We start from the raw sequence: 25,227 nt of genomic DNA, 5'->3' as shown, positions 1-25,227 counted from the left end.
TGAAGCTTAATAAGCAACCGGCATCGATTTTCAACCGATGCCGGTTTTTCATGACCTCTCCACCTTCAGAGACCAATGCGGCCGTTTCGACGGCCGGCGTGGAATTGCATTATGGGGCGACGCCCGTTCTGAAGGGCATTGATATCTCGCTTTCCAAGGGCAAGACGCTGGCGCTGCTGGGGCCGTCCGGCTGCGGAAAGACCACTCTTCTCAGGCTCGTCGCCGGACTGCTCGCGCCGACGAAGGGCTCGATCGCTATTGCCGGCCACACGGTTGCCGATGCCGCAAGCGGCGCCTTTTCGCCGCCGGAACGGCGCAACCTCGGCATGGTGTTTCAGGACTATGCGCTGTGGCCGCACATGACGGTCGGCGGCAATGTCTCGTTTCCGCTCGAAATGCGCGGTGTCGGCAAATCCGAGCGACAGTCCCGGACGATGCGGGCGTTGGAACGTGTCGGTCTTGGCGCCTATGCAGACCGCAGGCCGAGCGATCTCTCCGGTGGCCAGCAGCAGCGTGTTGCGATCGCACGAGCGATCGTTGCCGAACCGCAGCTCATTCTCTTCGACGAACCCCTGTCCAATCTCGATCGCGAACTGCGCGAAAACATGGTCGGCGAACTGGCCGAGTTGATCGCGACGCTTGGTCTGACGGCAATCTACGTCACTCACGATCATAGCGAGGCGCTGACCCTAGCGGACGACGTCGCTGTCATGCGTGGCGGGCTGATCGAGCAGCTGGCATCGCCCGACGAACTGATCGAGAAGCCCGCAACGCCCGAGGTCGCCGACTTCCTGCGCCTCGGCGGTGTCGCCGAGCTCGAATATCGCGATGGACATTGGTTCTTCAAAGGCAGCAGCCTCGCATTGCTGCGTGGCGTCGATGGCGTCGATTGTGCCGTTCGCGTCCTCATCCCCACTGGGTCGATCACCACCGGCGAGATCCTGCCGGGCACGCTTGCCGCAACCGTGCTGCGCTCGCAGTTCCGCGGCGATGGCCATTTGGCGACCGTCTCACTGGTCGGCGCCGAAAAGATAGAACTGCAGGTTTTGAGCCGCGCCAAGCTGCGACCCGGCGAGGCTATCGGTCTGTCGATCGATCCCGGCCAGATCCGCTGGTTCGGCAAACAGGTTTATCCGTCCAAAGAGGAGAATTTGGAGCATGCTTAAGTCGTTGAAGAGCATCACTTTCGGCGTTCTCGCCGCAACGCTGATGGCGGGCGTCGCCCATGCCGACATCACGGTCTACACTGCCGGTCCGCAGGGACTGATCGACAAGCTGTCCGCCGGCTTCACCAAGCAGACCGGCGTCAAGGTCAATGTTTTCCAGGCAACGACCGGCAAGGTCATGGCCCGTATCGAGGCCGAAGCCTCGAACCCTGTTGTCGACGTTCTTATCTCGGCTTCCTGGGATACGGCGACCGACTTCGCCAAGCGCGGCTGGCTCGTATCCTACACCAGCCCGAACGCGGCCAAGGTTCCTGACTTTTTGAAGACCGACACGGCCGTTGCCCAAGGCATTTCGGCGCTCGGCATCGCCTGGAACACCAAGAGCGGTACGCCGAAGCCGGCCGAGTGGACCGACCTGACGAAGCCCGAATACAAGGACATGGTCAACATTCCGGATCCGGCGCAGTCCGGCTCGTCCTTCGAGCTGACCGCGGCTCTTGCCGGCCAGGACGGCTTCAAGCTCTTCAAGGATCTGAAGGACAACGGCGCGATCATCGCCGGCGCCAATGCCGAAGCTCTGAACCCGGTTCTGCAGGGCGCGAAGGCTGCCGTCTTCGGCGCCGTCGATTACATCACGCTCAATGCCAAGGAAAAGGGCGAGGCCATCGATGTGATCTTCCCGGCCTCCGGAACCGTCATCGCGCCGCGTCCGGCCATGATCCTCAACTGGTCGAAGAACCAGGATGAGGCCAAGAAGTTCATCGACTACATGCTCTCCGACGAGGGCCAGAAGCTCGTTGCCGACCAGATGCTGATGCCGGCTCGTAGCGACATTCCGGCCAACCGTCCGCTGATCAGCGATCTGAAGCTGCTGAAGTACGACACCGCAGCCGTTTACGGCAAGCGGAAGGAAACGCTGAAGCAGGTCACCGACACGTTCGGCGGCAAGTAAGGGCAGCGGCGATGAGGACGAAGGATAGTAGCGGTGCTGCGCCGGCCGCCTGGCTGGCGATCGCAGGATTGACTGTTATCGTCGCCGTTCCATTCATCGCCGTTGTGCTTCAGGGCATCTTCCCCAACATCGGACAGGGCTCGTTCGCGGGCCCTTTCTCCTCGTTTGTTGCGACGCTCTTCGATAGCGCGCTGATCGGCATGGCTGGCAACACCATTCTGCTCGGCAGCTGCGTGGTGCTGGCCTCGGCGCTGGTGGCGGTGCCGCTCGGGGTGTTTCGGGCACTCTATCGCATCCCGCTCGCGCCGCTCTGGGATGTGCTGCTGCTCGTTCCATTCATGATCCCGCCTTATATCGCAACGCTCGGCTGGATCATGACGCTGCAGCCGCGCGGCTATCTGCAGCAGATCGCGGGATTCAATCTGGCGCCATTTCTCTTCTCGCTATTCGGCATGACCATGGTCATGGCCTTCAATACATTTCCGGTCGTCTATTTCGCCGTATCGCGCACGGTCGAGGCGGTTGGCGCGCGCTATGCGGATGTCGGCCGCGTCTTTGGCGCGTCGCCGACACGCGCCTTCTTTCGGATCACGCTGCCGCTGTCGGCGCCCGGGCTCGTTGCCAGCCTGATGCTGGTTTTTGCCGCAGCGATCGAGGAATACGGCACGCCGGCAGCGCTTGGTCGTCGCGCCGGCTTCCAGGTGCTGGTGACCGGCATCGACCTGCGGATCTCGGATTGGCCGATCGATCTGCCGGGGGCGGCGATCCTGTCGATCCTACTCGTGGTCATGTCTCTGCTGACATTCCTGCTACAGCGATGGATCCTGGCTCGCCGGTCCTATCAGACGGTGGGCGGCAAACCTTCTGCCAAGGACAAGCGGCCTCTCGGCGCGATGAAGGTTCCCGTGATGATCGCCTTTGCTGTCGTTGCCTTCCTGGCGACGGGCGTGCCGCTGCTGTCGATCCTGTTCACGGCGCTGTCTCGGACGATCTCAGGTGGTCTGGCGCTTGACAACATCAGCGCCGAGAACTTCCTATCCGTCTTCAACAACAGCGCCGGCGCTCTAGGGGCGCTTCTCAACAGCTTCTCACTGGGCATTGGTACGGCGTTGATTACCGGCCTCATCGGCGTTCTGGCCGCCTATACCGTGGTCAAGACGAAGATTCGCGGCCGCGTGGCCATCGACACGATGACGATCCTGCCGAATGCGCTGCCGGGCATCGTCGTTGCCGTCGGGCTGATCCTTGCCTGGAACATGCCCTGGCTGCCGGCAACCCCCTACAACACGGCGTTCATCCTGCTGCTTGCCTATTGCTGCATCCTGCTGCCGCAGCCGGTGCGCTACACGACGGCGGCCTTCCAGCAGATCGGGGACAGCCTGGAAGCCGCAGCCCGGGTCTTCGGCGCCAGCGGAGTAACCGCCTTCCGCCGCATCCTCCTGCCGCTCGTCTTCCCGAGCCTTGCTTCGGCGATGCTGTTGGTCTTCGCGCTTGCCTCGCGCGAACTGGTGGCCTCGGTCGTCATTGCTCCTGTCGGCATGCAGACGATCGCTACCTTCATCTGGCGCCAGTTCGAGCAGGGGTCAATCGGGCTCGGCATGGCGATGGCTTTCATCGCCATCCTTATCACGACGCTATTGCCACTCCTGTTGCTGACGCTGCTTCGCCGCAGTGGTTTGGTGGCAGAATAGCAGCTCGCCAGCGGCGCTCTCGTAACAAAACTGTCGCTGAAGTTTCGAAAAACCGTCATGCCGCCTTCAAGAGGATGACATGACAGTCGCCATAGGTTCGGCCCTCCCGTTAGCCGGATAGACCTTGGCATGAGATTGACTGACACGACCCGCCGACGCTTCCTCTCATCCATGGGTGCGGTTGGCGGCTTTGCACTGGCCGGGTTGGCGATGCCCTATTACGCGCGCGGCTCGTCCAGCCGCCCGGTCTTTACGTCAGGCGTGCAATCCGGCGACGTCGATGCGAATTCCGGTGTGGTCTGGGCGCAGGTAAACCGGCCGGCACGGCTGCATCTGGAATATTCGACGAGCGACCGGTTCGCCAACGCGGTGCGCGTCGCGCCTCTGGACGTGACGCCCGAGACCAATCTTGCGGGAAAGCTGCTGCTTCAGGGCCTCCCTGACGATCAGGAGATATTCTATCGCTTTCGCGCGGCCGACCTGCAGGACGTCAACGATCTGTCGGAGCCTATCCATGGGCAGTTTCGCACGGCCCCCACGGGCAAACGCAGCATCCGTTTTGCATGGTCCGGCGATACGGCCGGCCAGGGCTGGGGCATCGACGACGAGGGGATGCGGACCTATTCGACGATCGCTTACCATCGCCCGGATTTCATGATTCATTCCGGCGACACCATCTACGCGGACAATCCTGTTGCCGATGAGGTCAGGCTGCGGGACGGCGGCGTCTGGAAGAACCGTATCGTCACTGAAGCAAAGCGCGATATCGCGCAGACGCTCGACCAGTTTCGCGGCCAGTGGGCCTATAACCTGCTCGACGATCACGTGAAGGCGTTCAACGCGGTCTGTCCCGTCTTCTATCAATGGGACGATCACGAGGTGCTGAACAATTGGTCGCCCTCGACCGACCTTCGTGATGACGGTCGCTACAAGGAAAAATCGATCGCCACGCTTGCCGCCCGTGCCAGCCGGGCTTTCCACGAGATGACGCCGATCCGCTACGTGGCCGATGAGCCCGGACGGATCTACCGCAAGGTACCTTACGGTCCGCTGCTCGACGTCTTCTTCATCGATCTGCGCTCCTATCGGGGCCCGAACAGTCATGGGCTCGATACCGAGCCGACGCCGGAGTGTCGGCTTCTGGGCGAGCGCCAGGTGGCGTGGCTGAAACGCGAGCTGGTCCGCTCGACGGCGACCTGGAAGGTAATCGCGTTCGATTTGCCGATCGGGCTGGTGATCTGGGACGACTATGGTCATCGGACGGGCAGCGAGTCGATCTCCAATGGCGACAATGGCGCCCCGCGCGGTCGCGAACTGGAGTTCGCCGATCTGCTGCGCTTTATCCGCGATGCCGGCATAGCGAACATGATCTGGCTGACAGCGGACGTGCACTACACGGCTGCGCATTACTACGATCCCGGCAAGGCCAAGTTCCGCGAATTCCTGCCGTTCTGGGAGTTCGTCGCAGGCCCGCTGCATTCGGGAACCTATGGTCCGCAGGAACTCGATATGACCTTCGGCCCGCAGGTGAAATTCATGAAAGCCGCACCCGGCGGTGCGGAGCAGAACCTGCCGCCCTCAGCCGGCATGCAGTTCTTCGGGCTTGTCGACATCGATGGGCAGACCGAGCAACTGACCGTGAGACTGATGGATCGGAACGATAACGAACTATGGCGGACGACGCTCGATCCGCAGATATCGAGTTGATGTCCATGCATGGCAGCAATCCGGCTTTCCCCCCTTTCGCAAAGGCGAAAAACACTGTATGAGCCGCCCAAATGAAATTGGCGCCTTCTCCCAGCGCGGCGCCCCAGCCTCAGAGATTTGAACATATGGCAATTCGCAACATCGCGATTATCGCGCACGTTGACCATGGCAAGACGACCCTGGTTGACGAGCTCCTGAAACAGTCCGGCTCGTTCCGCGACAACCAGCGCGTTGCGGAACGCGTCATGGATTCGAACGATCTGGAAAAGGAACGCGGTATCACGATCCTTGCCAAGGCGACCTCGGTCGAGTGGAAGGGTGTTCGCATCAACATCGTCGACACCCCCGGCCACGCCGACTTCGGTGGCGAAGTCGAGCGTATCCTGTCGATGGTGGACGGCGCGATCGTTCTGGTCGACTCCTCGGAAGGCCCGATGCCGCAGACCAAGTTCGTGGTCTCCAAGGCGCTGAAGGTCGGCCTGAAGCCGATCGTCGCGATCAACAAGATCGACCGTCCCGATGGCCGCCACGAGGAAGTCATCAACGAAGTGTTCGACCTCTTCGCCAGCCTCGACGCGACCGACGAACAGCTCGATTTCCCGATCCTCTACGGTTCGGGTCGCGATGGCTGGATGAACGTTGCGCCTGAAGGCCCGAAGGACCAGGGTCTCGCACCGCTGCTCGACCTCGTGCTCAGCCACGTTCCGGAGCCGACGGTCGCCGAGGGCCCGTTCACGATGATCGGCACGATCTTGGAAGCCAACCCCTTCCTCGGCCGCATCATCACCGGCCGTATCAATTCCGGCTCGATCAAGCCGAACCAGGCCGTCAAGGTTCTCGGCCAGGACGGTCGTCTGATCGAAAACGGTCGTATCTCGAAGATCCTCGCTTTCCGCGGCATCGAGCGTACCGCGATCGACGAAGCGCATGCAGGCGACATCGTCGCGATTGCCGGCCTCTCCAAGGGCACGGTTGCCGATACCTTCTGTGATCCTGCGATCACCGAAGCGCTGAAGGCGCAGCCGATCGATCCGCCGACCGTCACCATGTCCTTCATCGTCAACGACAGCCCGCTGGCCGGCACCGAAGGCGACAAGGTTACCTCGCGCGTCATCCGTGACCGCCTCTACAAGGAAGCCGAAGGCAACGTCGCTCTGAAGATCGAAGAAGCCGAAGGCAAGGATTCGTTCTACGTCTCCGGTCGCGGCGAATTGCAGCTTGCCGTTCTGATCGAAACCATGCGCCGCGAAGGCTTCGAGCTCGCCGTGTCGCGTCCGCGTGTTGTCATGCACCGCGACGAGAACGACCAGCTGATGGAGCCGATCGAAGAAGTCGTCATCGACGTCGATGAAGAGCATTCCGGTGTCGTCGTTCAGAAGATGTCCGAGCGCAAGGCCGAAATGGCCGAGCTTCGTCCTTCGGGCGGCAACCGTCTTCGCCTGGTGTTCAACGCGCCGACCCGCGGCCTGATCGGCTATCAGTCGGAACTTCTGACAGACACCCGCGGTACCGCCGTGATGAACCGTCTGTTCAAGGAATATCAGCCGTTCAAGGGCGAAATCGGCGGCCGTACCAACGGCGTTCTTCTGGCCAATGCGCCGGGTGAAGCCGTTGCCTACGCCATGTTCAACCTGGAAGATCGCGGCCCGATGATGATCGAGCCCGGCGAAAAGGTCTACATGGGCATGATCATCGGCATCCACAGCCGCGACAACGACCTCGAGGTCAACGTCCTCAAGGGCAAGCAGCTGACCAACATCCGCGCCGCCGGCAAGGACGAAGCCGTCAAGCTGACGCCGCCGATCCGCATGACGCTCGACCGCGCTCTCTCCTGGATCCAGGACGACGAGCTGATGGAAGTGACGCCGAAGTCGATCCGCCTGCGCAAGATGTATCTCGACGCCAACGACCGCAAGCGCTTCGCGAAGGCGAAGTCCGCTTAAGTCGAACAGGCTCATCCAAGACTTAGACACCCCGGCCATGGCGCCGGGGTTTTTTATTTTGTGCGGTTCGTCGAATCCTTCTTGTCGCAATAGTTAAAAAAGCGTTAAATTTCAGCCGTTGTCCACATGTTAAGTCTGTGGGCAATTAGCCTTAATGCGTTGATGCATATGGTTAATTGTCCACAACGGGACCAGAGTAAGCGTTATGAAGACGTTGTCGATCGATGTTCGGCGGGCTGAGCCGCATGACTCCCGAGCTATCTCGGAGGTGCACAGGCTTGCGTGGCGTCATACCTATGCCGGTATCATTCCGCATCGCGCGTTGACGCAAATGATCGAACGCCGTGGTGAAAACTGGTGGCGCAAGGCAACCCGCGGTCCTGCAACGCTGCTCGTTCTTGATGTCGCCGGTATCGTCGCCGGTTATGCGACGCTGGGCCTTAACCGGGCGCGGGCATTGCCGCAGGAAGGCGAGATCTACGAACTCTATCTTCGCCCGGAATATCAAGGCATTGGCCTTGGCAACATGCTTTTCGGCGAGGCCCGCAGGCTGCTGACGTCCCTTGGGTGCAAAGGGATGGTCGTCTGGTGTCTGGAAGAGAACGATCGTGGCGCGGATTTTTATCGCGGCCACGGTGGCGTTGACTATTGCGAAGGCATCGAATCCTTCGACCGGAAGCAGCTGAAGAAGATCGGCTTCATCTGGAATTGACCCTGCAGAAACGGGTTTTGACCGGCGCTATGTTCCGTCGGTGAAATTGCCTTCCCCGAACTTCGCCTACAATGCCGTGTTGCGTCGCGGCATGAAACCGATTATTTGGCTGCGAGCAATCACCTCGCGGGAGTATCGCATGCGCATTGACGCCGTTTCCATTGGCAAGAACCCACCTGAGGACGTCAACGTCATCGTTGAAGTGCCCGTCGGGGGCCACCCGATCAAGTACGAGATGGACAAGGAAGCCGGTACGCTCGTCGTCGACCGCTTTCTCTACACGCCGATGACCTATCCGGGCAATTACGGCTTCGTTCCACACACGCTCTCGGAAGACGGCGACCCGATCGACGTTCTGATCGCCAGTACGCGCCCGCTGGTTCCCGGCTGCGTCATCAACGTTCGCCCGATCGGCGTGCTGAAGATGGAAGACAACTCGGGCAAGGACGAGAAGATCATTGCCGTGCCGTCGCCGAAGCTGACGATGCGCTATGACAAGGTGAAGGACTACACCGACCTTCCCGAGATCACGGTGAAGCAGATCGAGCACTTCTTCGAACACTACAAGGATCTGGAGCCCGGCAAGTGGGTGAAGATCTTCGGCTGGGGCGACGCCAAGGAAGCTGGCGCTTTGATCCTCGAGGCGATCGAGCGCGCCAAGAAGGAAAAGGCCTGATCGGTCGGATCTGAATTTATCTAGCTTTTGAAAAAACCCTCCGGGTCGTCACCGATCCGGAGGGTTTTTCTTATGCGGCTTTTACATTCCGTGTTGGCGGCGGCACGTCACGAGGGCGGGCCGGTCAAGGCTCACGCCACCAGCGGGAAGATGGTGTTCCACATCAGCGAGCGGATGAAGAAGATGACCAGCAACAGGATGATCGGCGAAATGTCGATGCCGCCGAGATTGGGCAGCACGCGCCGGATCGGTCGAAGCAGCGGTTCGGTGACGTTGTAGAGGAACATCCCGACCGAGTTGACGAACTGGTTGCTGGAATTGATGACGTTGAATGCATAGAGCCAAGAGAAAATAGCGCTGGCAATCAGCACCCAAGTGTAAAGATTCAAAGCCAAATCAATGGTTTGAAAAAGGGCAATCATCGCGGTCTCCAGTTCTTAGTTGACAGACATGTAGACATTGGCGACTAAACGAGCAAGAGCCGTGTCAAAACGCGCAGCAAATCATGTTTAACGGGCCTCCTGCGAGCGGTTGTCGGCCCTGTTTCTTGGAACGCCAATGTCCTTTGCAGCCACCGGAGACCGCTTTGCCGCTTTCCGGCATTCGTCCTACGCCCGATTCTTCTTCGCGCGGTTCCTGCTGTCGTTCTCGCAGCAGATCGTCAGCGTCGCCGTTGGCTGGCAGATGTATGACCAGACCCGGAGCGCGATTTATCTCGGCCTGATCGGTCTTGTGCAGTTCCTGCCGTCGCTCGTACTCATCCTCGTGACCGGCTCTGTTGCCGACCGGCATAACCGGCGGGCGATCGCGGCTGTGTGCTCTCTCGTCAGCGCGCTCTGCACGCTGGCCCTGTTGTTGATGACGGTGACCGGCACTTTCTCTCCCATTCCGGTTTTCGCGGTGCTGCTGGTCTTCGGCATCGAACGCGCCTTCATGTCACCGGCCATCCAGTCTCTGGCGCCGAACCTCGTTCCGCCGGAGGATCTCTCCAACGCGATCGCCTGGAACTCGTCTTCCTGGCAGTTGGCGGCAATCACCGGACCGGTGCTTGGCGGTCTGCTTTATGGCGTCAATCCGCATACCGCCTACATCGTCGCCGTGGTGTTCGCCGGGCTCGGTGCGATCCTGCTTTTCCTGATCCCGAAGCCGGCGCAGAAGACCACGGGAGAGGCGAAGAGCTGGGACATGATCCTTGGCGGTTTCCGCTTCATCAGGGCCGAGAAGGTCGTCCTCGGGGCTATTTCGCTCGACCTCTTCGCGGTGCTGCTTGGTGGCGCGACGGCGCTGATGCCGATCTATGCCCGCGACATTCTCACGCTTGGCCCCTGGGGCCTCGGTCTGCTCCGTTCGGCGCCCGGTGTCGGCGCGATTGTAATGGCGCTGTTTCTCGCCGCCTATCCGCTCAAGCATCGTGCAGGCGTCTACATGTTCATCGGTGTCGCCCTGTTCGGGCTCGGCACCATCGTTTTCGGCTTCTCGACCAACACCGAGGTGTCGATCGCTGCGCTGGCCCTGATGGGCGCGGCCGACATGGTCTCGGTCTATGTTCGCGAAAGCCTGATCGCTCTCTGGACGCCCGATCAGCTGCGCGGTCGTGTGAACGCCGTCAACATGGTGTTCGTCGGCGCTTCCAATGAACTCGGCGAGTTTCGTGCAGGCACGATGGCATCCGTTTTCGGTGCTGTGCCGGCAGTCATTGTCGGCGGTATCGGCACGCTTGCCGTTGCGGCGATCTGGGCGACCAGCTTTCCACAGCTCCGCAAGATCGACAGTCTGGACGCGCCCTCGCGCGAGCACTCTTAATCGGCTTAACCCGGAAGCGCGATCCTCGTCTCTATCGCGGCCTTAGAAGACTGGCCTTCGAAAACGATATCAAGAAATTCGTTGAGCCATGACCGAAGCGGCGCGTCGAACAACATGCGCCCTTCCAGATGCTCGCGCCCTTGCTGCGCGTTCGGCAGAATGAAGCGATGGGCGCCATGCACCACCCAGCGATGCATCATTGCCCGCGTCAGTTCCGCATGAAACTGCAGTCCCCAGGCGTGTCCGTTGTAGCGAAAGGCCTGGTTAGGATAGGCGTCGCCCTCCGCCAGGAGTTCGGCACCACGGGGCAGGTCGAAGCCTTCGCGATGGAAGTGGTAGACCATCTTGGGCCAATGCATCAGTCGCCGGCCCTTCTCGGTGGCGTGCAGAGGATACCAGCCGATCTCCGTCGAACCATCCTGGTTTGACTGGACCTTGCCGCCGAGCTGGCGAACCAGCATCTGCGCTCCAAGGCAGATGCCGAGCAGCGGCCGCTTTTCTCTGAGCGGCACGTCAAGCCAGTTGATTTCGGCCTTCACGAAATCGTCGGGATCGTTTGCACTCATCGGTCCGCCGAAGACGACGGCTCCGGCATAGTCCCCAAGGGTCGAGGGCAGCTTGTCGCCGAGAACAGGACGGCGGATGTCGAGACGATATCCCTTCTCGACCAGAAGCTGGCCAACTCGTCCGGGGCTCGAGCGCTCTTGGTGCAGCACGATCAGCACTGCACCCCGGTCGTCCCCTTGCGGTGAAGCGTCAGTCGGCATCGTCCTGTACCACCGTGACATCGGTCACCCGTTTTGCCGCCTCCTGGCGCTTCTGGATCCGTTCTCGCGCCGAGATGCCGAGCAATTCGGCAATGCGCCAGATCGCGTCGTCTTCCATTTCGCTTCGTTCGCCGTCGGCGTAGACGATGTCCCAGAGAATGCCGATCAGTTCCACCCGCTGTTCGCTGTTCAGATGGCGCTTGAGATCGGAAGTGAAGCGGTAATAGTCCACCGCCGAGCTCTCGGCTTCCTGTCCCGCCGCGATCAAGGCGTCGAGTTGTTTCCGGTCCAGCCCGTATTGCTCCTTCAGCAGCTTGCGAAGGCGCTTTTTCTCGCTGTCCTTGATCTGTCCGTCAGCTTCCATCACCTGCATACAGAGCGCTGCCACGGCGATGCGGGGATCGTCGGGGGCAAAGCTGTTTTTTGGGCGGTCTGCGGTGAGATTGTGAAAGAATACCTGAAATCGTTCGAACATCCGGGTCCTGTTTTCTAGAATAGGCGAAGCCGCGTCTTGGGTTCGGGTTCCACCATCGAATTGCGCACGCCGGGATCATCCGGACGTCCGCCAAAGAATGGGCGTGCTTCGGTGGGCGTATCGTCGGTCGCCCTTGCCGGCGGGGTCGGTTTCGGTGCGGGCCGTGCTGCCTCCGCGATGGTGGCTGCCCGCTCGAGCTCGATAATCCGGTGGTCGTTGACCGGGCTTTCCGGCCGGGTTTCGCGCACCGGCGGCAGCGTTCTGAGGGCCTGATCGATGGAAACGAGCGCACCTTCCTCGGCAGGGCCTTCAGCCTGGCCATAGGGCACCTTCCAGGCGAACGCGTCTAACTGACCGGTGACCGGCGAGAGCGGCAACCACTTGTCCGACACGAAGCCATCCGCAACCCAAGCTGGATCACGCGGTGCCTTGAGCGCCTGGGCGAGCCAATGCCGGATACGGCCCTGGTCGCCTGTTTCCGCCTCCTCGATGTCGGCAAGCAGCAGGAATGCGGCCTCGCGCGGTTCGGCGCGAGCGGCGGCCTCGGCCTTCGTCCGTGCCTTGGCAAAATCCTTCGTATCGACCGCGGCCTGCGCAACGATCAGAAGCGACTCGACATTGTTCGGGCGCAAGGCTTCAAGCTTCTCGGCGCGCTTCAACCGATCGACGGCGGAATCACCGCTCCTTGCGCGCACGTAGGTACGTCCGATCTCGGGATGCGGGTTGGCCTTCCATGCCTGCTCGAGGATTGCAGCGGCCTTGCGGATCTTGTCTTCGCGGAAGAGCGCCTTCGCCGCGACGATGGCGGCCGGCTCGAAATCGGCGGAAAGCCGCAGGGCATGCGTCGCATCGTCCCTGGCGCCGGCCGGATCGTTTTCGAGCTTCTCCGTCGCCCGGGCAGTCAGCAATACCGCGCGCAAACGGTCAGCCTCCTGCTTCTCGACGATACGGGCGGCCTTCTGCTGTTCAAGCAGCCTGATCGCATCGTCCCAGCGACCGGCCTGACTTCTGTACTCCAGCGTCGCCTGGGCTGCCCATGGAAGATAGGGCGCGTTGTCGGCCGCCTGCTCGGCATATTGCCGTGCCGCCTCGTTGGCGCCGAGGCGCTTGGCTTCGAGATACAATCCGCGCAGTCCGAGTTCTTTCGTCTCGGGATCGGCCGTCATCGCTTCGAACTTCGCCCGTGCCTCGTCATGCCGTCCTTCGATCAGGGCCGCCTGGGCTTCCAAAAGGATGATCAGAGGCTCCTGATCGGCGCGCAGCAGGCCGCGGGAACGCGCTGCCATCTTGCGTGCGAGCAGGGCATTGCCGGCGCCCGCGGCGATCAAGCCGGTCGAAAGCGCCTGATAGCCACGATCGCGCTTGCGGGCGCGGAAATAGCGGGTGACGGCATAGGGTGACGTCCAGATCGATCGAAGCAGCCACCACGCGACCATGACGACAGCGATCAGCGCGATCAGCGCACTGGCGGCAACGATAAGCTTCGTCTGGTAGAGTTGTCCTTCCCAGATCAGGGAAAGATCGCCGGGCCGATCCGCCAGCCACGAAAAGCCATAGCCAAGTACCAGCACGAGAGCAGCGAATATAACGAGCTTGATCATTCCTCAGCCCTCTCGTCCGGTGCCGGAAACTGCCTTCGACAACGCATTGCCGACAAGCTCTTCGACGCGAATACGTGCTTCCAGCGATTGCTTGAAAGCGGCGGAGGTTTGCTTGGCGGCTGCTGGCAGATCATTCCATTCCGCCGATGCGCCGGGCAGGTCGCCGTTCTTGACCTTGTTTTCCAAGCGCGCCGCAATCGCGTCGACGCTATCGCCCTCGATATTGCCGACGGGGCGAACCTTCACCAGCGATTTCGCGCTCGACATCAGGCGATCCGACCAGCTTTCGTTCGGATCAGCCTGATTGGCGGAATCGATGATGGCGGTTGCGACGTCGGGGACCTGGCGGATCAGTTCAGCGCGCGAGGGTACGCCGGTCTCGGCATAGCTGCGAAGGCTTGCGACGACCGGATCATCGGGAGAGACGCCAGCAAACGTATCCAGTTCGGCAGCAAAGGGACCCCCGCGATCAATCGCAGCCTTCAGCGCGGCCGCGGCAATCGCCTGAGCCACCGCTACGTCCTGTCGCGGCTCGTTCAATTTCTTTTCGGCTTGGGCCAAGCGCTTCTCGATGTCCGCCCCATCGGCATTACGCTCTGCGCCGACGCTGGCAACGGCCGTCTGCAACTGGGTGATCTGGCTCGTGAGATCAGCAATCTTCTGATTAAGAGCATCGACGGATGCGCCGTCACCGCCTGCGGGAGCAGCCGTCTTCTCGGCTGCTTCGAGTGCCGCGATCCTGCCCTCGAGCTTGGTGTCAGGCGTTGCAGGAGGCGAGGCCGCGAGATTGGCGACCGACTGCTTCAGCCCATCGATCTCGCCGGCGAGATTGCTCACCTCGGTCGACTGCGAGGGAGTGGCTGACGGGCCAGGCAGAAAGCCAGCATATTGGATGGCACCGGCGCCAACGAGAGCGATCAATCCGCCGACGATACCGGCGGCGATCAAGCCGGAGGTGTTGCCATGGGCTTGGTGTTGACCTACTGGCGGCTCGTCGGCAGCGTCGGCACCATTGAAGGGTTTTTCGGACGGCGCGTCCGGTTCTCTCGGGAGAGGTTCGGTACCGGCACCGGGTATTTCTGATTCGGTCGCGGCCAAGGGCGCCTGCTGATCCTTTTCAGCGTCGTTGGCAGAGGCAATTTCCTGCGCATCCAGATCGATGGTGACCGGCTCGTCGGTACTTTTCGAGTGGCGTGGCGGATTTCCTGATGCCATGGGACCCTCATTTTCCTGTAATGGTTCGAAACTAGTCAGTGATGCTAGTTAAGAAAAGACCTTAGATAAAATTTGGGCAATCATGCGCCTCCGAGAAGCGACAGAAGGGCACCTTCTTCCGGCGTAGAGGCAATGTCGGCAGAGTGTCGCAGCGAGACTGGGATGGCTTCGGCAACGGCTTGGCTGAGGCACAAGAAGCGGACCGCCGACAAGATTTCCTGATGTTCGACGAGCGCAAAGAGGGCCTTGGCCGTCTCGCGGGAGTAAAACAGGATCGCTTGTGGACGGTGAGTGCGCAGCAGTTCTGCCAATTCGGAGGGGTCGACCCGCAGCGGTCGCATTCGGTAGCATTCCACCACAATTACCGGCAGACCGATATCGTTGGCGCGCGCTTCGAACGTGGTCGCCCGCGGGGAGCCGGCGAGATAGGTGACGGGCTCGGGTGATGCGGAAAATATCATATCGGCGAGATCGGCCCCGTTGCCTGCGGAGGCCATGACGGAGCGGAACCCGAGAGCCCTTGCTTCCTCGGCCGTCGCTTCACCGACCGTGAAGACATGTCGGTCGAAATACTCGGGTGCGACTATTGGAAGTGATGCCAGCGCGCGGATCGCTTCGGCGCTGGTGACCGCCAGGGGACCGGGGCGTCCAGCCAAGTCGTGCAAGGCGGCCGGATCGTGCACCGGTTCCGCCAGCGGAAAAAGCATCGGCTCGTGGCCCATGTCGCGAAGGCGTTCTGCGGTGCGCTCGCCCGAACGGAGAGGACGGGTCACGAGCACACGCATGCCGCTCAGCTCCAATCGTCGAAGAAGCTGCTGCCGGCGCGGGCGCGAATGTCCTGCCCGGCGCGGGTACCAAGAGCCAGTGCGTCGCGGCGATGGCCGTCGATGGTCACGGCATGTTGATTGCGCCCGTCCGGCGTTAGGATCAAACCTGAAAACCGGATCTGATCGCCCTCGCAAACGGCGTAGCCGCCGATCGGGGTACGACAGGAGCCGTCGAGCGCTGCCAGGAAGGCGCGCTCGCAGGAGACGGTGTCATATGTCCTGATGTCGTTGATCGGCGCCAGCAGGGTATCAATCTGTGCATCGCCGATGCGGCTCTCGATACAGATCGCACCCTGGGCGGGAGCGGGCGGAAACGTATCGGCATCCAGTATCTCGGTGATCACCTCGACCTTGCCGAGCCGCTTCAGTCCCGCGAGAGCCAGTAGCGTGGCGTCGACCTGACCTTCCTGCAGCTTGCGCAACCGGGTGTCGACGAGGCCGCGGAAGGTGATGACTTTCACATCAGGGCGCATGCGACGAATCAAGGCCTGCCGGCGCAGCGACGAGGATCCGACCGTCGCTCCATGCGGCAGATCGATCAGCTTCGGCGCGGTCCGGCCGATGACGGCATCTCGAACGTCCTCGCGCGGCAGATAGGCGGAAAGATAAAGCCCCTCCGGCAAGGTGGTCGGCATGTCTTTCGAGGAGTGAACGGCAATATCGAGATCGCCGGCCGAGAGCTTCTCTTCCAGCTCCTGCGTGAAGAGGCCTTTTCCGCCGATCTCTGCCAGCGACCGATCGGTGATGCGGTCACCCTTGGTCGACAGGACGACGATCTCGAACATCTCTTCCGGCAGATTATGGGCGGCCATCAGCCTGTCGCGCGCCTCGTGGGCCTGGGCGAGTGCCAGCGGGCTGCCTCTGGTGCCGATCCGGAAAGGTTTTGTTTGCATCCGCATTGATCCGTTGTTACCGGAGTTCCTCGTAAACAGGTTTAACACCCATCGCAATCAACGATCAGGTTTCATGGCTCCCTTTCTACGCATCCTCGGCATTGAAACAAGCTGCGACGAAACCGCCGCAGCGGTTGTCGAGCGGGATGCCGATGGCCAGCCGACCGTTCGATCCGACGTCGTGCTCAGCCAGCTCGAGGAGCACAGCGCCTATGGCGGTGTCGTTCCGGAGATCGCGGCTCGCGCGCATGTCGAGGCGCTCGATACCTTGATCGACGAGGCCTTGAAACGTGCCAATGTGTCGCTCTCGGATATCGATGCGATCGCGGCCACATCGGGCCCGGGACTGATTGGCGGGCTGCTGGTCGGACTGATGACCGGCAAGGCGATCGCCAAGGCATCAGGCAAGCCGCTCTTTGCCATCAATCATCTGGAAGGCCATGCGCTTACGGCGCGGCTGACCGATGGCCTGACGTTCCCCTATCTCATGCTCCTCGTTTCCGGCGGTCACACGCAGCTCATTCTGGTGCGCGGCGTCGGCGACTACGAGCGCTGGGGCACGACCATCGACGACGCGCTCGGCGAGGCCTTCGACAAGACGGCAAAGCTGCTCGGCTTGCCCTATCCGGGTGGCCCGGCCGTGGAGCAGGCGGCCAAGAACGGCAACCCGGAACGCTTCGCGTTTCCGCGCCCGCTTGTCGGCGAGAGCAAGCTGAATTTCTCGTTCTCCGGTCTGAAGACCGCGGTGCGGCAGGCTGCAACAGAGATTGCGCCGCTGACGGATCAGGACGTCGCGGATATCTGCGCCTCGTTCCAGAACGCGGTTTCGCGCACATTGAAGGATCGGATCGGCCGCGGCCTCGAGCGCTTCAAGATGCAGTTCGGCAAGGAGGACGGCCAGCCGGCGCTTGTCGTTGCCGGGGGTGTTGCCGCCAATCTGGAGCTTCGCGAGACGTTGCAGACGCTCTGCGACAAGTATGGGTTCCGCTTTGTCGCGCCGCCGCTTCGGTTGTGCACCGACAATGCCGTGATGATTGCCTGGGCCGGCCTCGAGCGCATGGCAAACGGCGTCTCACCCGATGATCTCGACGTCCAGCCGCGGTCGCGCTGGCCGCTGGATGCGAATGCGGAAACCCTTCTCGGTTTTGGCAAGCGGGGTGCAAAAGCATGAGCGAGAAGATCGCCGTGGTGGGAGCGGGCGCATTCGGAACCGCGCTGGCGGCCGTGATCGCCCTGAACGAACGCGGTCCCACCGTGTTGATTGGTCGCGATCCGTCGCTGATTGCCGATCTGAAGGCCGACCGTCTGCACGAGGCAGCGCTTCCGGGCGTTACCTTGCCGGATTCGCTCGAATTTTCGATCGAGCCATCCGCCGTCAGCGATGCCGATATCGTGCTTTTTGCCATGCCGTCGCAGGCGCAGGCGGATGCCGCCCGCCAATACGCACCCTATCTTGCCAAGAGTGCCGCGGTCGTCACCTGCGCGAAAGGTATCGAGCGGACGACCGGCATGTTGCTGACCGATCTTCTCGAACGCGAATTGCCCGGTCATCCGGTCGCCGTTCTTTCGGGCCCGGGTTTTGCCGCCGATATCGCCAAGGGCTTGCCCACTGCGATGGCATTGGCCGCTGCCGACCTGCCGACCGCGGAGCGGCTCGCGCATGTGATCTCCGGCCGGACGTTTCGTCTCTATGCCTCCGCCGACCGGATCGGCGTGCAGCTTGGCGGCGCGCTGAAGAATGTTCTCGCCATTGCCTGCGGTATCATCGAAGGCGCCGGCCTCGGGGATTCCGCGCGCGCCGCGTTGATCTCGCGGGGGCTTGCGGAAATGTCGCGTCTCGTGGTCGCAAGGGGCGGCCAGGCCGATACGGTTCGCGGCCTCTCCGGTCTCGGCGACCTGGTTCTGACAGCGACCAGCCATCAATCGAGAAATCTGCGCTTCGGCATAGCGCTCGGACGTGGCGACCGCAGCGATCCCGCGCATGGCGAGCTTGTCGAGGGGGCGTTTGCCGCTGCCGTCGCCTCTAATCTTGCGCAATCGCTCGGCATCAGCATGCCGATCACCGATGCAATTTCCGCCATCATCGATGGTAACCTTGGCATCGCCGATGCCATGGATCAGCTGATGACGCGCCCGATCACGACCGAATAGGAGACGGAAGATGCTTTTTGCTTTTCTCTGCAAGGACAAGCCCGGCCACTTGAACGTACGCATGGAAGCGCGTCCGGCTCACGTTGAACATCTCAACAAGCTGAACGCCGAAGGCACGCTGAAGATGGCGGGTCCCTTTCTCGACGCAGAAGGCAAGCCCTGCGGCAGCCTCGTGATCGTCGAGACGGACACGATCGAGGCCGCGAAGGCTTTGGCGGATGCTGATCCCTACGCAAAGGCCGGCCTGTTCGAGAGCGTCGAGGTAAAGCCGTTCAATTGGGTCTTCAACAATCCGGGAGCATGAGCGTGGCGCACTGGCTTTACAAATCCGAGCCTTCGGCATTTTCCTGGGAACAGCTGAAGGCCGCTGGCGAGAAAGGCACCGAGTGGACCGGCGTCCGCAACTATCTCGCGCGAAACAACATGCGTGCGATGCAGATCGGCGACAAGGGTTTCTTCTACCACTCCAATGATGGTCTCGAGATCGTCGGCATCGTGGAAGTCTGTGCGCTGTCTCATCCGGATTCAACGGCCAAGGAAGACCTGCGCTGGGATTGCGTCGATATCCGCGCCGTCCGCGATATGCCGAAGGCCGTCAGCCTTAAGGACGTCAAGGTAAACGAGAAGCTCGCCAAAATGTCCCTGGTCACGTCGATGCGCCTTTCTGTTCAGCCGGTCACTGATGACGAGTGGCTTGAGGTGTGCCGGATGGGCGGGCTCGACAACCCTCCACGCTGATATCCGTTTGAAAACCGATCCAGACGTCTTCATCCGCGCAAATACCGGCGTCTCGTCGCCCCCTCATGTTCCCGAAATCCGCTTGCATCTGGCAAGCGAGGCGCATGATCTGTGGCTGAAGACGGAGGACGAGCTTGCCGAGATCGGTCTGCCGCCGCCGTTCTGGGCTTTCGCCTGGGCTGGCGGGCAGGGGCTCGCCCGGTATGTGCTGGATACGCCCGACATCGTCAGAGGCAAGCGGGTCGTCGATTTTGCGACAGGCTCCGGCTTGGTGGCGATCGCTGCCAAGATGGCTGGCGCATCCGGCGTCACCGCTGTCGATATCGATCCATGGGCGAAGACGGCCGTCGCGCTGAATGCGGATCTGAATGCAGCCGATTTGACGTTCGAATCCACCGATATCGTCGGCAGCGATTTCGATGCGGACGTTCTTCTGGCGGGCGATGTTTTCTATGACAAAGACTTCGCAGCCAAGATCATTCCCTGGTTCGAGCGGCTGACGGCAAATGGTGTCGTCGTTCTTGTCGGAGATCCGGGACGAAGCTATCTGCCCCGCGACCGGCTGATATTTTGCGAGACCTACGAAGTTCCCGTTACCCGAGCTCTGGAGGACAGCGATGTCAAGAAGACCGTTGTCTGGCGCTTCAAGGGCGAATGACGCAGACGCCTGCTTCGTAGGCGCAGCTATTGCCCTTCGTGACATCGATGACCTTGGCCTTGGGAGCCAGGGCTTGCTTCGCGCTTGCAGCATAGAGACGATAGCCGCTGCCGGTCACATAAGTTCCGCCGTTCATGTCATAGGCATAGGAGGAGCCGGCATAGGTTCCGAAGCCTGCGCCGTAGCCTGATTGCTGCACGACGATCGTCACGTTGCCGCGGGCATAGGATGGGCCCGGCCGGTCGAATTGCTTGAGCAGACGGTTGCGCCCGGGACGGCCGTAAAAACCGTCGTGGTGCCGTCGCTCGAAGGCGATCTGGCGACCCGAGAAACCCGTATGGCCGACGGCGAATGGCTTGCGATGATCGAAGCCGCGCTGATGCGGCGCCCGATAGCCGCCGAAATCACCAGCCAGAGCGGGCAATGCGACGGTTGCCGCAACGGCGATCAACAAAAGCCTTGAAGTGGTGGACATCGTGTCTATCTCCGGAAATCGGATGCTTAACAAAGCGTTAACACGAAAATGCTCCAAAAGTGCCGCCGTGTCCACAAGCCATCGAGTATCGCCTGGTTTGGCGCGCTACCAAATCGGCCCGGTTCAAGTCGATGACGCAAATCGATTAAATTCTGGCGGGTTAGCAATTATACTTGTCGTTAGGGGTTTACGTGATTAAACGTCGGCCTTGATGCAACGCACACAGAGGATTTTGTCATTCGTGTGGTTGCTTTGAATGCCCCGAAATCCGGGAGCGCAGAGAAGACGCCGCGAGGTTCTGATGGCGAATGTGACAAATAACCGGCCCCTGTCGCCGCATTTGCAAGTTTACAAACTAATCCCCACCATGCTCATGTCGATCGTCCACCGCATCACCGGTGGCGCTCTGTATTTCGGCACTCTGCTTATCGCATGGTGGCTGATCGCGGCGGCGACCGGCCAAGCCTATTACGACTGGGTCAACTGGATCCTCGGCAGCATCGTCGGCAAACTCGTTCTACTCGGCTATACCTGGGCGCTTCTCCATCACATGGTCGGCGGCTTTCGTCACTTCGTCTGGGACCTCGGCTATGGTTTCGACAAGGCCGTCTCCACCAGGATGGCCAAGGCTTCGATCGTCGTATCGCTCTGTCTGACCGTGCTGGTCTGGGTGATCGGCTTCCTCATTCGCTTCTAAAGGTTGTTCTCATGGATATGCGCACCCCTCTGGGTAAGGTTCGCGGCCTTGGCTCGGCCAAGGAAGGAACCGATCATTTCTGGCGTCAGCGCGTTACGGCCGTCGCCAACGTGCCGCTCTTCGTTTTCTTCATCATCTTCATGATCGTTCACGCGGGCCAACCCTATGCCGAGGTGGTTCACGCCCTGTCGAACCCGTTCGTTGCCGTCGTCATGGGGCTGATGGTCATCTCCGGCATCATTCACATGCGGCTCGGCATGCAGGTGATCATCGAGGATTACGTACACGGCGAGTTCGCCAAGATCGGCCTGCTGATGCTGAACACCTTCTTCTCGATCCTGATGGCAGGGCTCTGTCTCTTCGCCATTCTGAAAATTGCATTCGTAGGATAACCGTATCATGGCACCGACTTCACCCGCTCAGAATGGGAAGGCCTACAAGTACGTCGATCACTCATATGATGTGATCGTCGTCGGCGCCGGCGGCGCCGGTCTTCGCGCGACGCTCGGCATGGCGGAACAGGGTTTCCGCACGGCCTGCATCACCAAGGTGTTTCCGACACGCTCGCACACCGTTGCCGCTCAGGGCGGTATCGCCGCTTCTCTGCAGAACATGACGCCTGACAGCTGGCAGTGGCACCTTTACGACACCGTCAAGGGCTCCGACTGGCTCGGCGACGTCGACGCGATGCAGTACCTCGCGATGGAAGCACCAAAGGCCGTCTACGAGCTTGAGCATTACGGCGTTCCGTTCTCGCGCAACGAAGAAGGCAAAATCTATCAACGGCCGTTCGGCGGCCACATGCAGAACTTCGGCGAAGGCCCACCGGTACAGCGCACCTGCGCCGTTGCCGACCGTACCGGCCACGCCATCCTGCATACGCTCTACGGCCAGTCGCTACGCAACAACGCCGAATTCTTCATCGAGTATTTCGCGCTCGACCTGATCATGTCTGACGATGGCAGCCGCTGCACCGGCGTCGTTGCCTGGTGCCTGGATGACGGCACGATCCATCGCTTCGCCGCCAAGATGGTGGTGCTGGCGACCGGCGGTTACGGCCGTGCGTATTTTTCGGCGACATCGGCCCACACCTGCACCGGCGACGGCGGCGGCATGGTGGCACGCGCCGGCCTGCCGCTGCAGGACATGGAATTCGTTCAGTTCCACCCAACCGGCATCTACGGCTCGGGCTGTCTCATCACCGAGGGCGCACGCGGTGAAGGTGGCTACCTCGTCAACTCCGAGGGCGAGCGCTTCATGGAGCGCTATGCTCCTTCGGCCAAGGACCTTGCCTCGCGCGACGTGGTTTCGCGCTGCATGACGCTCGAGATCCGCGAAGGTCGTGGCGTTGGCAAAGCCAAGGATCACATCTTCTTGCACCTCGACCATCTCGATCCGGCTGTGCTGCATGAGCGCCTGCCTGGCATCTCCGAGAGCGCCAAGATTTTCGCCGGCGTCGACGTGACGCGCGAGCCGATCCCGGTTCTGCCGACCGTTCACTACAACATGGGCGGCATTCCGACGAACTATTGGGGCGAAGTGCTCAACGCCGACAGCTCCAATCCGGAAAGAATCATTCCGGGTCTGATGGCCGTCGGCGAAGCCGGCTGTGCCTCGGTGCATGGTGCCAACCGCCTCGGCTCCAACTCGCTGATCGACCTCGTGGTCTTCGGCCGCGCCGCCGCCATCCGCGCCGGCGAGGTCATCGACCGCGCGTCGCCTGTCCCGCATCTCAACGTTGCCGCCTGCGACAAGATCATGGATCGCTTCGATGGTCTGCGCCACGCCAGCGGCAGCACGCCGACGGCGCATCTGCGCGAGAAGATGCAGCGCGCCATGCAGGAAGATGCTGCGGTGTTCCGTACGCAGGAATCGCTGGAATCGGGTTGCAAGCGCATCTCGGCGATCTGGCAGGAAATGCGCGACATCAAGGTCACCGACCGTTCGATGATCTGGAATTCCGACCTCGTCGAAACGCTGGAACTGCAGAACCTGATGGCCAATGCCATCACGACGATCTACGGCGCCGAAGCTCGTAAGGAGAGCCGTGGCTCTCATGCGCGCGAAGATTACACGGAAGGCAAATTCGCCGGCCGCGACGACGAAAACTGGCGCAAGCATACGCTCGCTTGGCTCAACGACGCGGGTGACGTCAAGCTCGACTATCGCCCTGTTCACACGGAGCTGATCGCTGATGGTATCGATCCCCAGAAGATCGCGCCGAAGGCTCGCGTGTACTAAGGATGGCAGAAACCCTCTCACAGAATGGTTCTCACGGCGCAGCCAACGCGGCTGCGTCGCCGACCAATCGTGAGAGGTCGCTTGGCATTTATGCGATCAACCTGGACCGTTCGCCCGAACGCTGGGCCGCGATCGAGGGGCATTTCGGGAAACTGCGCTGGCCGTTGCACCGGGTAAGGGGCATCGACGCGCGGATCGATCGAGATGGCGTTCTCGCTGTGCGTGGCCAGACGCTCAATTTTCCTCCCGATGGCATCGGCTGGAGTGCTTTTCGAAACCGCGTGTTCACGCTGGTCGAAGAAGCATGCCTCTCAGGTCACGTGCTTGCCTGGCAACAATTCCTGGCATCAGATCATCATCTCGCGCTCATCCTGGAAGATGACGCGGAACCCTATGCCGGGTTTGAAGACACGCTGGCCGAGATCGCGTCACGCTCGAGCGCTGTCGACGTCATCAAGCTCGAGGGCACGCCGCGCCGCGGCGGGCGGCTTGTCGTTCCGGCGGAAGCACTCGGCCAAACCCAGCTGGTTCGGTCGTTCCGTCCGCGCTCGGGTGCTGCCGGCTACGTGCTGACCCGATCAGCCGCGATCCGGCTCGTCGAAGCGGTTGCCCGCATACACATGCCGGTTGACGATTTCCTCTGGAGCCCCAGCCTGCATGGCTGCAAGATCGCCCATGTCTCGCCATGGGTCATCCGGCAGTCCGGCACCGAAAGCACGATGCAGGGCGATCGTTCAGCAAACAAGCGGAAGCGTCGCAACGCGGCGCCGCTCTGGAATGCCTGGCTTGCCGTTCGCCGTTTTGGCCTGCGCCTTGCGGTGTGGTCGCACGCGCTCGAAGGACGCCCGTGGCGCCTGCTCGGCGCGCGGGTTGCGGCTTGGTCTCCTACAGATTTATCATACAACGAAGGGGCGGCTCTGGCCGCCAAGGATTGAGGTCCAGCAATGGTTGAACTCGCTCTTCCCAAGAACTCCCAGATGCGCGAAGGCAAGACGTGGCCGAAGCCGGCGGGTGCGAAGAACACGCGCGAATTCCGCGTCTATCGCTGGAACCCTGATGATGGTCAGAACCCGTCGATCGATACGTTCTACATCGATATCGACGACTGCGGCCCGATGGTGCTGGACGGTCTTCTTTACATCAAGAACAATATCGATCCGACGCTGACGCTGCGCCGTTCCTGTCGCGAGGGCATCTGCGGTTCGTGCGCGATGAACATCGACGGCACCAACACGCTCGCCTGCACGAAGGGTCTGGACGAGATCAACGGTTCGGTGAAGATCTACCCGTTGCCGCACATGCCCGTCGTCAAGGATCTGGTTCCAGATCTGACAAACTTCTATGCGCAGCACCGTTCGATCGAGCCCTGGCTGAAGACGGTTTCGCCGACGCCGGCAAAGGAATGGAAGCAAAGCCACGAAGATCGCCAGAAGCTCGATGGTCTTTATGAGTGCATTCTGTGCGCCTGCTGCTCGGCTTCCTGTCCCAGCTATTGGTGGAACGGCGACCGCTATCTCGGTCCGGCCGTTCTCCTGCAGGCCTACCGATGGCTGATCGATTCTCGCGATGAAGCGACAGGCGAGCGTCTGGACAATCTCGAGGATCCGTTCCGCCTTTATCGTTGCCACACGATCATGAACTGCGCGCAGACCTGCCCGAAGGGATTGAACCCGGCCAAGGCGATTGCCGAGATCAAGAAGATGATGGTCGAGCGCCGCGTCTGATCGTTCGAAGCGAAAGGGCTGCAGTGGCAGCCCTTTTCTTTATCCGATCACGAAGCCTTGATCTGCTCGGCATTGCGCCAAATTTGTCTCGCAGGTACGGCGTTGCTCTCACATC

Annotated in this window: 26 protein-coding genes; 18 read left to right on the top strand and 8 right to left on the bottom strand. The window is 61.3% G+C overall.

Annotation, left to right across the window (positions count from 1 at the left end):
• Window positions 1-50 precede the first annotated feature (50 nt).
• The 7 genes from ASE04_RS00875 to ppa all read left to right on the top strand — a co-directional run bounded on the left by ASE04_RS00875 (window position 51) and on the right by ppa (window position 8,847).
• Window positions 51-1,166, top strand: coding sequence for an ABC transporter ATP-binding protein (locus ASE04_RS00875; RefSeq protein WP_056810463.1), 1,116 nt, complete (start codon window positions 51-53; stop codon window positions 1,164-1,166).
• Window positions 1,159-2,118, top strand: coding sequence for an ABC transporter substrate-binding protein (locus ASE04_RS00870; RefSeq protein WP_056810460.1), 960 nt, complete (start codon window positions 1,159-1,161; stop codon window positions 2,116-2,118). Before ASE04_RS00875 ends, ASE04_RS00870 begins: the two co-directional genes overlap by 8 nt.
• 11 nt (window positions 2,119-2,129) lie before the next feature.
• Window positions 2,130-3,809, top strand: a complete 1,680-nt coding sequence (locus ASE04_RS00865) for an ABC transporter permease (protein WP_056810458.1) — start codon at window positions 2,130-2,132, stop codon at window positions 3,807-3,809.
• 129 nt (window positions 3,810-3,938) lie between these two features.
• On the top strand, window positions 3,939-5,516 hold the full coding sequence (locus ASE04_RS00860; protein ID WP_056810455.1) for an alkaline phosphatase D family protein: 1,578 nt from the start codon (window positions 3,939-3,941) through the stop codon (window positions 5,514-5,516).
• A gap of 125 nt (window positions 5,517-5,641) precedes the next feature.
• Window positions 5,642-7,459 carry a translational GTPase TypA gene (gene typA, locus ASE04_RS00855; RefSeq protein WP_056810446.1) on the top strand — a complete coding sequence of 606 codons (1,818 nt, stop codon included), beginning with the start codon at window positions 5,642-5,644 and terminating at the stop codon, window positions 7,457-7,459.
• Window positions 7,460-7,664: 205 nt separating this feature from the next.
• Window positions 7,665-8,171, top strand: coding sequence for a GNAT family N-acetyltransferase (locus ASE04_RS00850; protein WP_056810444.1), 507 nt, complete (start codon window positions 7,665-7,667; stop codon window positions 8,169-8,171).
• Between the two features lie 139 nt (window positions 8,172-8,310).
• Window positions 8,311-8,847 (top strand): inorganic diphosphatase, encoded by a 537-nt coding sequence (ppa, locus tag ASE04_RS00845; protein WP_056810442.1) that lies wholly within the window; start codon window positions 8,311-8,313, stop codon window positions 8,845-8,847.
• 131 nt (window positions 8,848-8,978) lie between these two features.
• Here ppa and ASE04_RS00840 read toward each other — a convergent pair whose 3' ends face one another.
• Entirely contained in the window at window positions 8,979-9,269 is a 291-nt protein-coding gene (locus ASE04_RS00840; protein WP_056810438.1) for a YggT family protein, read from the bottom strand.
• Window positions 9,270-9,405: 136 nt separating this feature from the next.
• On the opposite strand from ASE04_RS00840, the gene ASE04_RS00835 reads away from it, so the two are divergent.
• Window positions 9,406-10,650, top strand: a complete 1,245-nt coding sequence (locus ASE04_RS00835) for an MFS transporter (RefSeq protein ID WP_056810435.1) — start codon at window positions 9,406-9,408, stop codon at window positions 10,648-10,650.
• Window positions 10,651-10,655: 5 nt separating this feature from the next.
• On the opposite strand, the gene ASE04_RS00830 is transcribed toward ASE04_RS00835, so the two are convergent.
• The 6 genes from ASE04_RS00830 to hemC all read right to left on the bottom strand — a co-directional run bounded on the left by ASE04_RS00830 (window position 10,656) and on the right by hemC (window position 16,428).
• Window positions 10,656-11,417, bottom strand: a complete 762-nt coding sequence (locus ASE04_RS00830) for a glutamine amidotransferase (RefSeq protein WP_056810433.1) — start codon at window positions 11,415-11,417, stop codon at window positions 10,656-10,658.
• A complete protein-coding gene (locus tag ASE04_RS00825; RefSeq protein ID WP_056810430.1) occupies window positions 11,407-11,892 on the bottom strand; it encodes a tellurite resistance TerB family protein in 486 nt (161 codons plus the stop codon). The genes ASE04_RS00830 and ASE04_RS00825 overlap by 11 nt, the downstream gene beginning before the upstream one ends.
• Window positions 11,893-11,906: 14 nt before the next feature.
• The gene (locus ASE04_RS00820; protein ID WP_056810424.1) at window positions 11,907-13,493 is read right to left on the bottom strand and encodes a heme biosynthesis protein HemY; all 1,587 of its coding nucleotides are present in this window, start codon (window positions 13,491-13,493) and stop codon (window positions 11,907-11,909) included.
• Window positions 13,494-13,496: 3 nt separating this feature from the next.
• Complete coding sequence (locus tag ASE04_RS00815) at window positions 13,497-14,708, bottom strand: COG4223 family protein (RefSeq protein WP_056810421.1); 1,212 nt, start codon at window positions 14,706-14,708, stop codon at window positions 13,497-13,499.
• 80 nt (window positions 14,709-14,788) lie between these two features.
• Entirely contained in the window at window positions 14,789-15,493 is a 705-nt protein-coding gene (locus ASE04_RS00810; protein WP_056810419.1) for a uroporphyrinogen-III synthase, read from the bottom strand.
• Between the two features lie 5 nt (window positions 15,494-15,498).
• Window positions 15,499-16,428: a hydroxymethylbilane synthase gene (hemC, locus tag ASE04_RS00805; protein WP_056810416.1), complete on the bottom strand. Its 930-nt coding sequence runs from the start codon at window positions 16,426-16,428 to the stop codon at window positions 15,499-15,501.
• 73 nt (window positions 16,429-16,501) lie between these two features.
• Between hemC and tsaD the strand changes: the two genes are divergently transcribed.
• Genes tsaD through ASE04_RS00780 form a run of 5 tightly spaced genes read left to right on the top strand, consistent with a single transcriptional unit; the run spans window position 16,502 to window position 19,975 of the window.
• A complete protein-coding gene (tsaD, locus tag ASE04_RS00800; protein ID WP_056810414.1) occupies window positions 16,502-17,599 on the top strand; it encodes a tRNA (adenosine(37)-N6)-threonylcarbamoyltransferase complex transferase subunit TsaD in 1,098 nt (365 codons plus the stop codon).
• Window positions 17,596-18,579, top strand: coding sequence for an NAD(P)H-dependent glycerol-3-phosphate dehydrogenase (locus tag ASE04_RS00795; protein ID WP_056810412.1), 984 nt, complete (start codon window positions 17,596-17,598; stop codon window positions 18,577-18,579). The genes tsaD and ASE04_RS00795 overlap by 4 nt, the downstream gene beginning before the upstream one ends.
• Window positions 18,580-18,589: 10 nt before the next feature.
• Window positions 18,590-18,883: a YciI-like protein gene (locus ASE04_RS00790; protein WP_056810411.1), complete on the top strand. Its 294-nt coding sequence runs from the start codon at window positions 18,590-18,592 to the stop codon at window positions 18,881-18,883.
• Window positions 18,884-18,885: 2 nt separating this feature from the next.
• Window positions 18,886-19,317, top strand: a complete 432-nt coding sequence (locus ASE04_RS00785) for an EVE domain-containing protein (protein ID WP_056810409.1) — start codon at window positions 18,886-18,888, stop codon at window positions 19,315-19,317.
• Between the two features lie 7 nt (window positions 19,318-19,324).
• Entirely contained in the window at window positions 19,325-19,975 is a 651-nt protein-coding gene (locus ASE04_RS00780; protein WP_056810407.1) for a class I SAM-dependent methyltransferase, read from the top strand.
• Here the strand turns inward: ASE04_RS00780 and ASE04_RS00775 are convergent.
• Window positions 19,962-20,450: a hypothetical protein gene (locus ASE04_RS00775; RefSeq protein ID WP_082597217.1), complete on the bottom strand. Its 489-nt coding sequence runs from the start codon at window positions 20,448-20,450 to the stop codon at window positions 19,962-19,964. The genes ASE04_RS00780 and ASE04_RS00775 overlap by 14 nt on opposite strands.
• Window positions 20,451-20,751: 301 nt before the next feature.
• On the opposite strand from ASE04_RS00775, the gene sdhC reads away from it, so the two are divergent.
• From sdhC to ASE04_RS00750, 5 genes are read left to right on the top strand one after another with little or no spacing between them, the layout of a single operon-like run.
• Window positions 20,752-21,147: a succinate dehydrogenase, cytochrome b556 subunit gene (gene sdhC / locus ASE04_RS00770; RefSeq protein WP_056810400.1), complete on the top strand. Its 396-nt coding sequence runs from the start codon at window positions 20,752-20,754 to the stop codon at window positions 21,145-21,147.
• Window positions 21,148-21,158: 11 nt separating this feature from the next.
• Window positions 21,159-21,539 carry a succinate dehydrogenase, hydrophobic membrane anchor protein gene (gene sdhD / locus ASE04_RS00765; RefSeq protein ID WP_056810397.1) on the top strand — a complete coding sequence of 127 codons (381 nt, stop codon included), beginning with the start codon at window positions 21,159-21,161 and terminating at the stop codon, window positions 21,537-21,539.
• A gap of 7 nt (window positions 21,540-21,546) precedes the next feature.
• On the top strand, window positions 21,547-23,388 hold the full coding sequence (gene sdhA, locus ASE04_RS00760) for a succinate dehydrogenase flavoprotein subunit (RefSeq protein WP_056810394.1): 1,842 nt from the start codon (window positions 21,547-21,549) through the stop codon (window positions 23,386-23,388).
• 2 nt (window positions 23,389-23,390) lie between these two features.
• Entirely contained in the window at window positions 23,391-24,323 is a 933-nt protein-coding gene (locus tag ASE04_RS00755; RefSeq protein ID WP_056810391.1) for a glycosyltransferase family 25 protein, read from the top strand.
• A gap of 9 nt (window positions 24,324-24,332) precedes the next feature.
• Window positions 24,333-25,112 carry a succinate dehydrogenase iron-sulfur subunit gene (locus ASE04_RS00750; RefSeq protein ID WP_056810387.1) on the top strand — a complete coding sequence of 260 codons (780 nt, stop codon included), beginning with the start codon at window positions 24,333-24,335 and terminating at the stop codon, window positions 25,110-25,112.
• The last annotated feature ends 115 nt before the right edge of the window (window positions 25,113-25,227 follow it).

The organism is Rhizobium sp. Root708, from assembly GCF_001429725.1.
Taxonomy (GTDB): Bacteria; Pseudomonadota; Alphaproteobacteria; order Rhizobiales; family Rhizobiaceae; genus Rhizobium.
The sequence above is the reverse complement of the archived record's forward strand: the minus strand, read 5'-3'. Positions and strand labels throughout refer to the sequence as shown.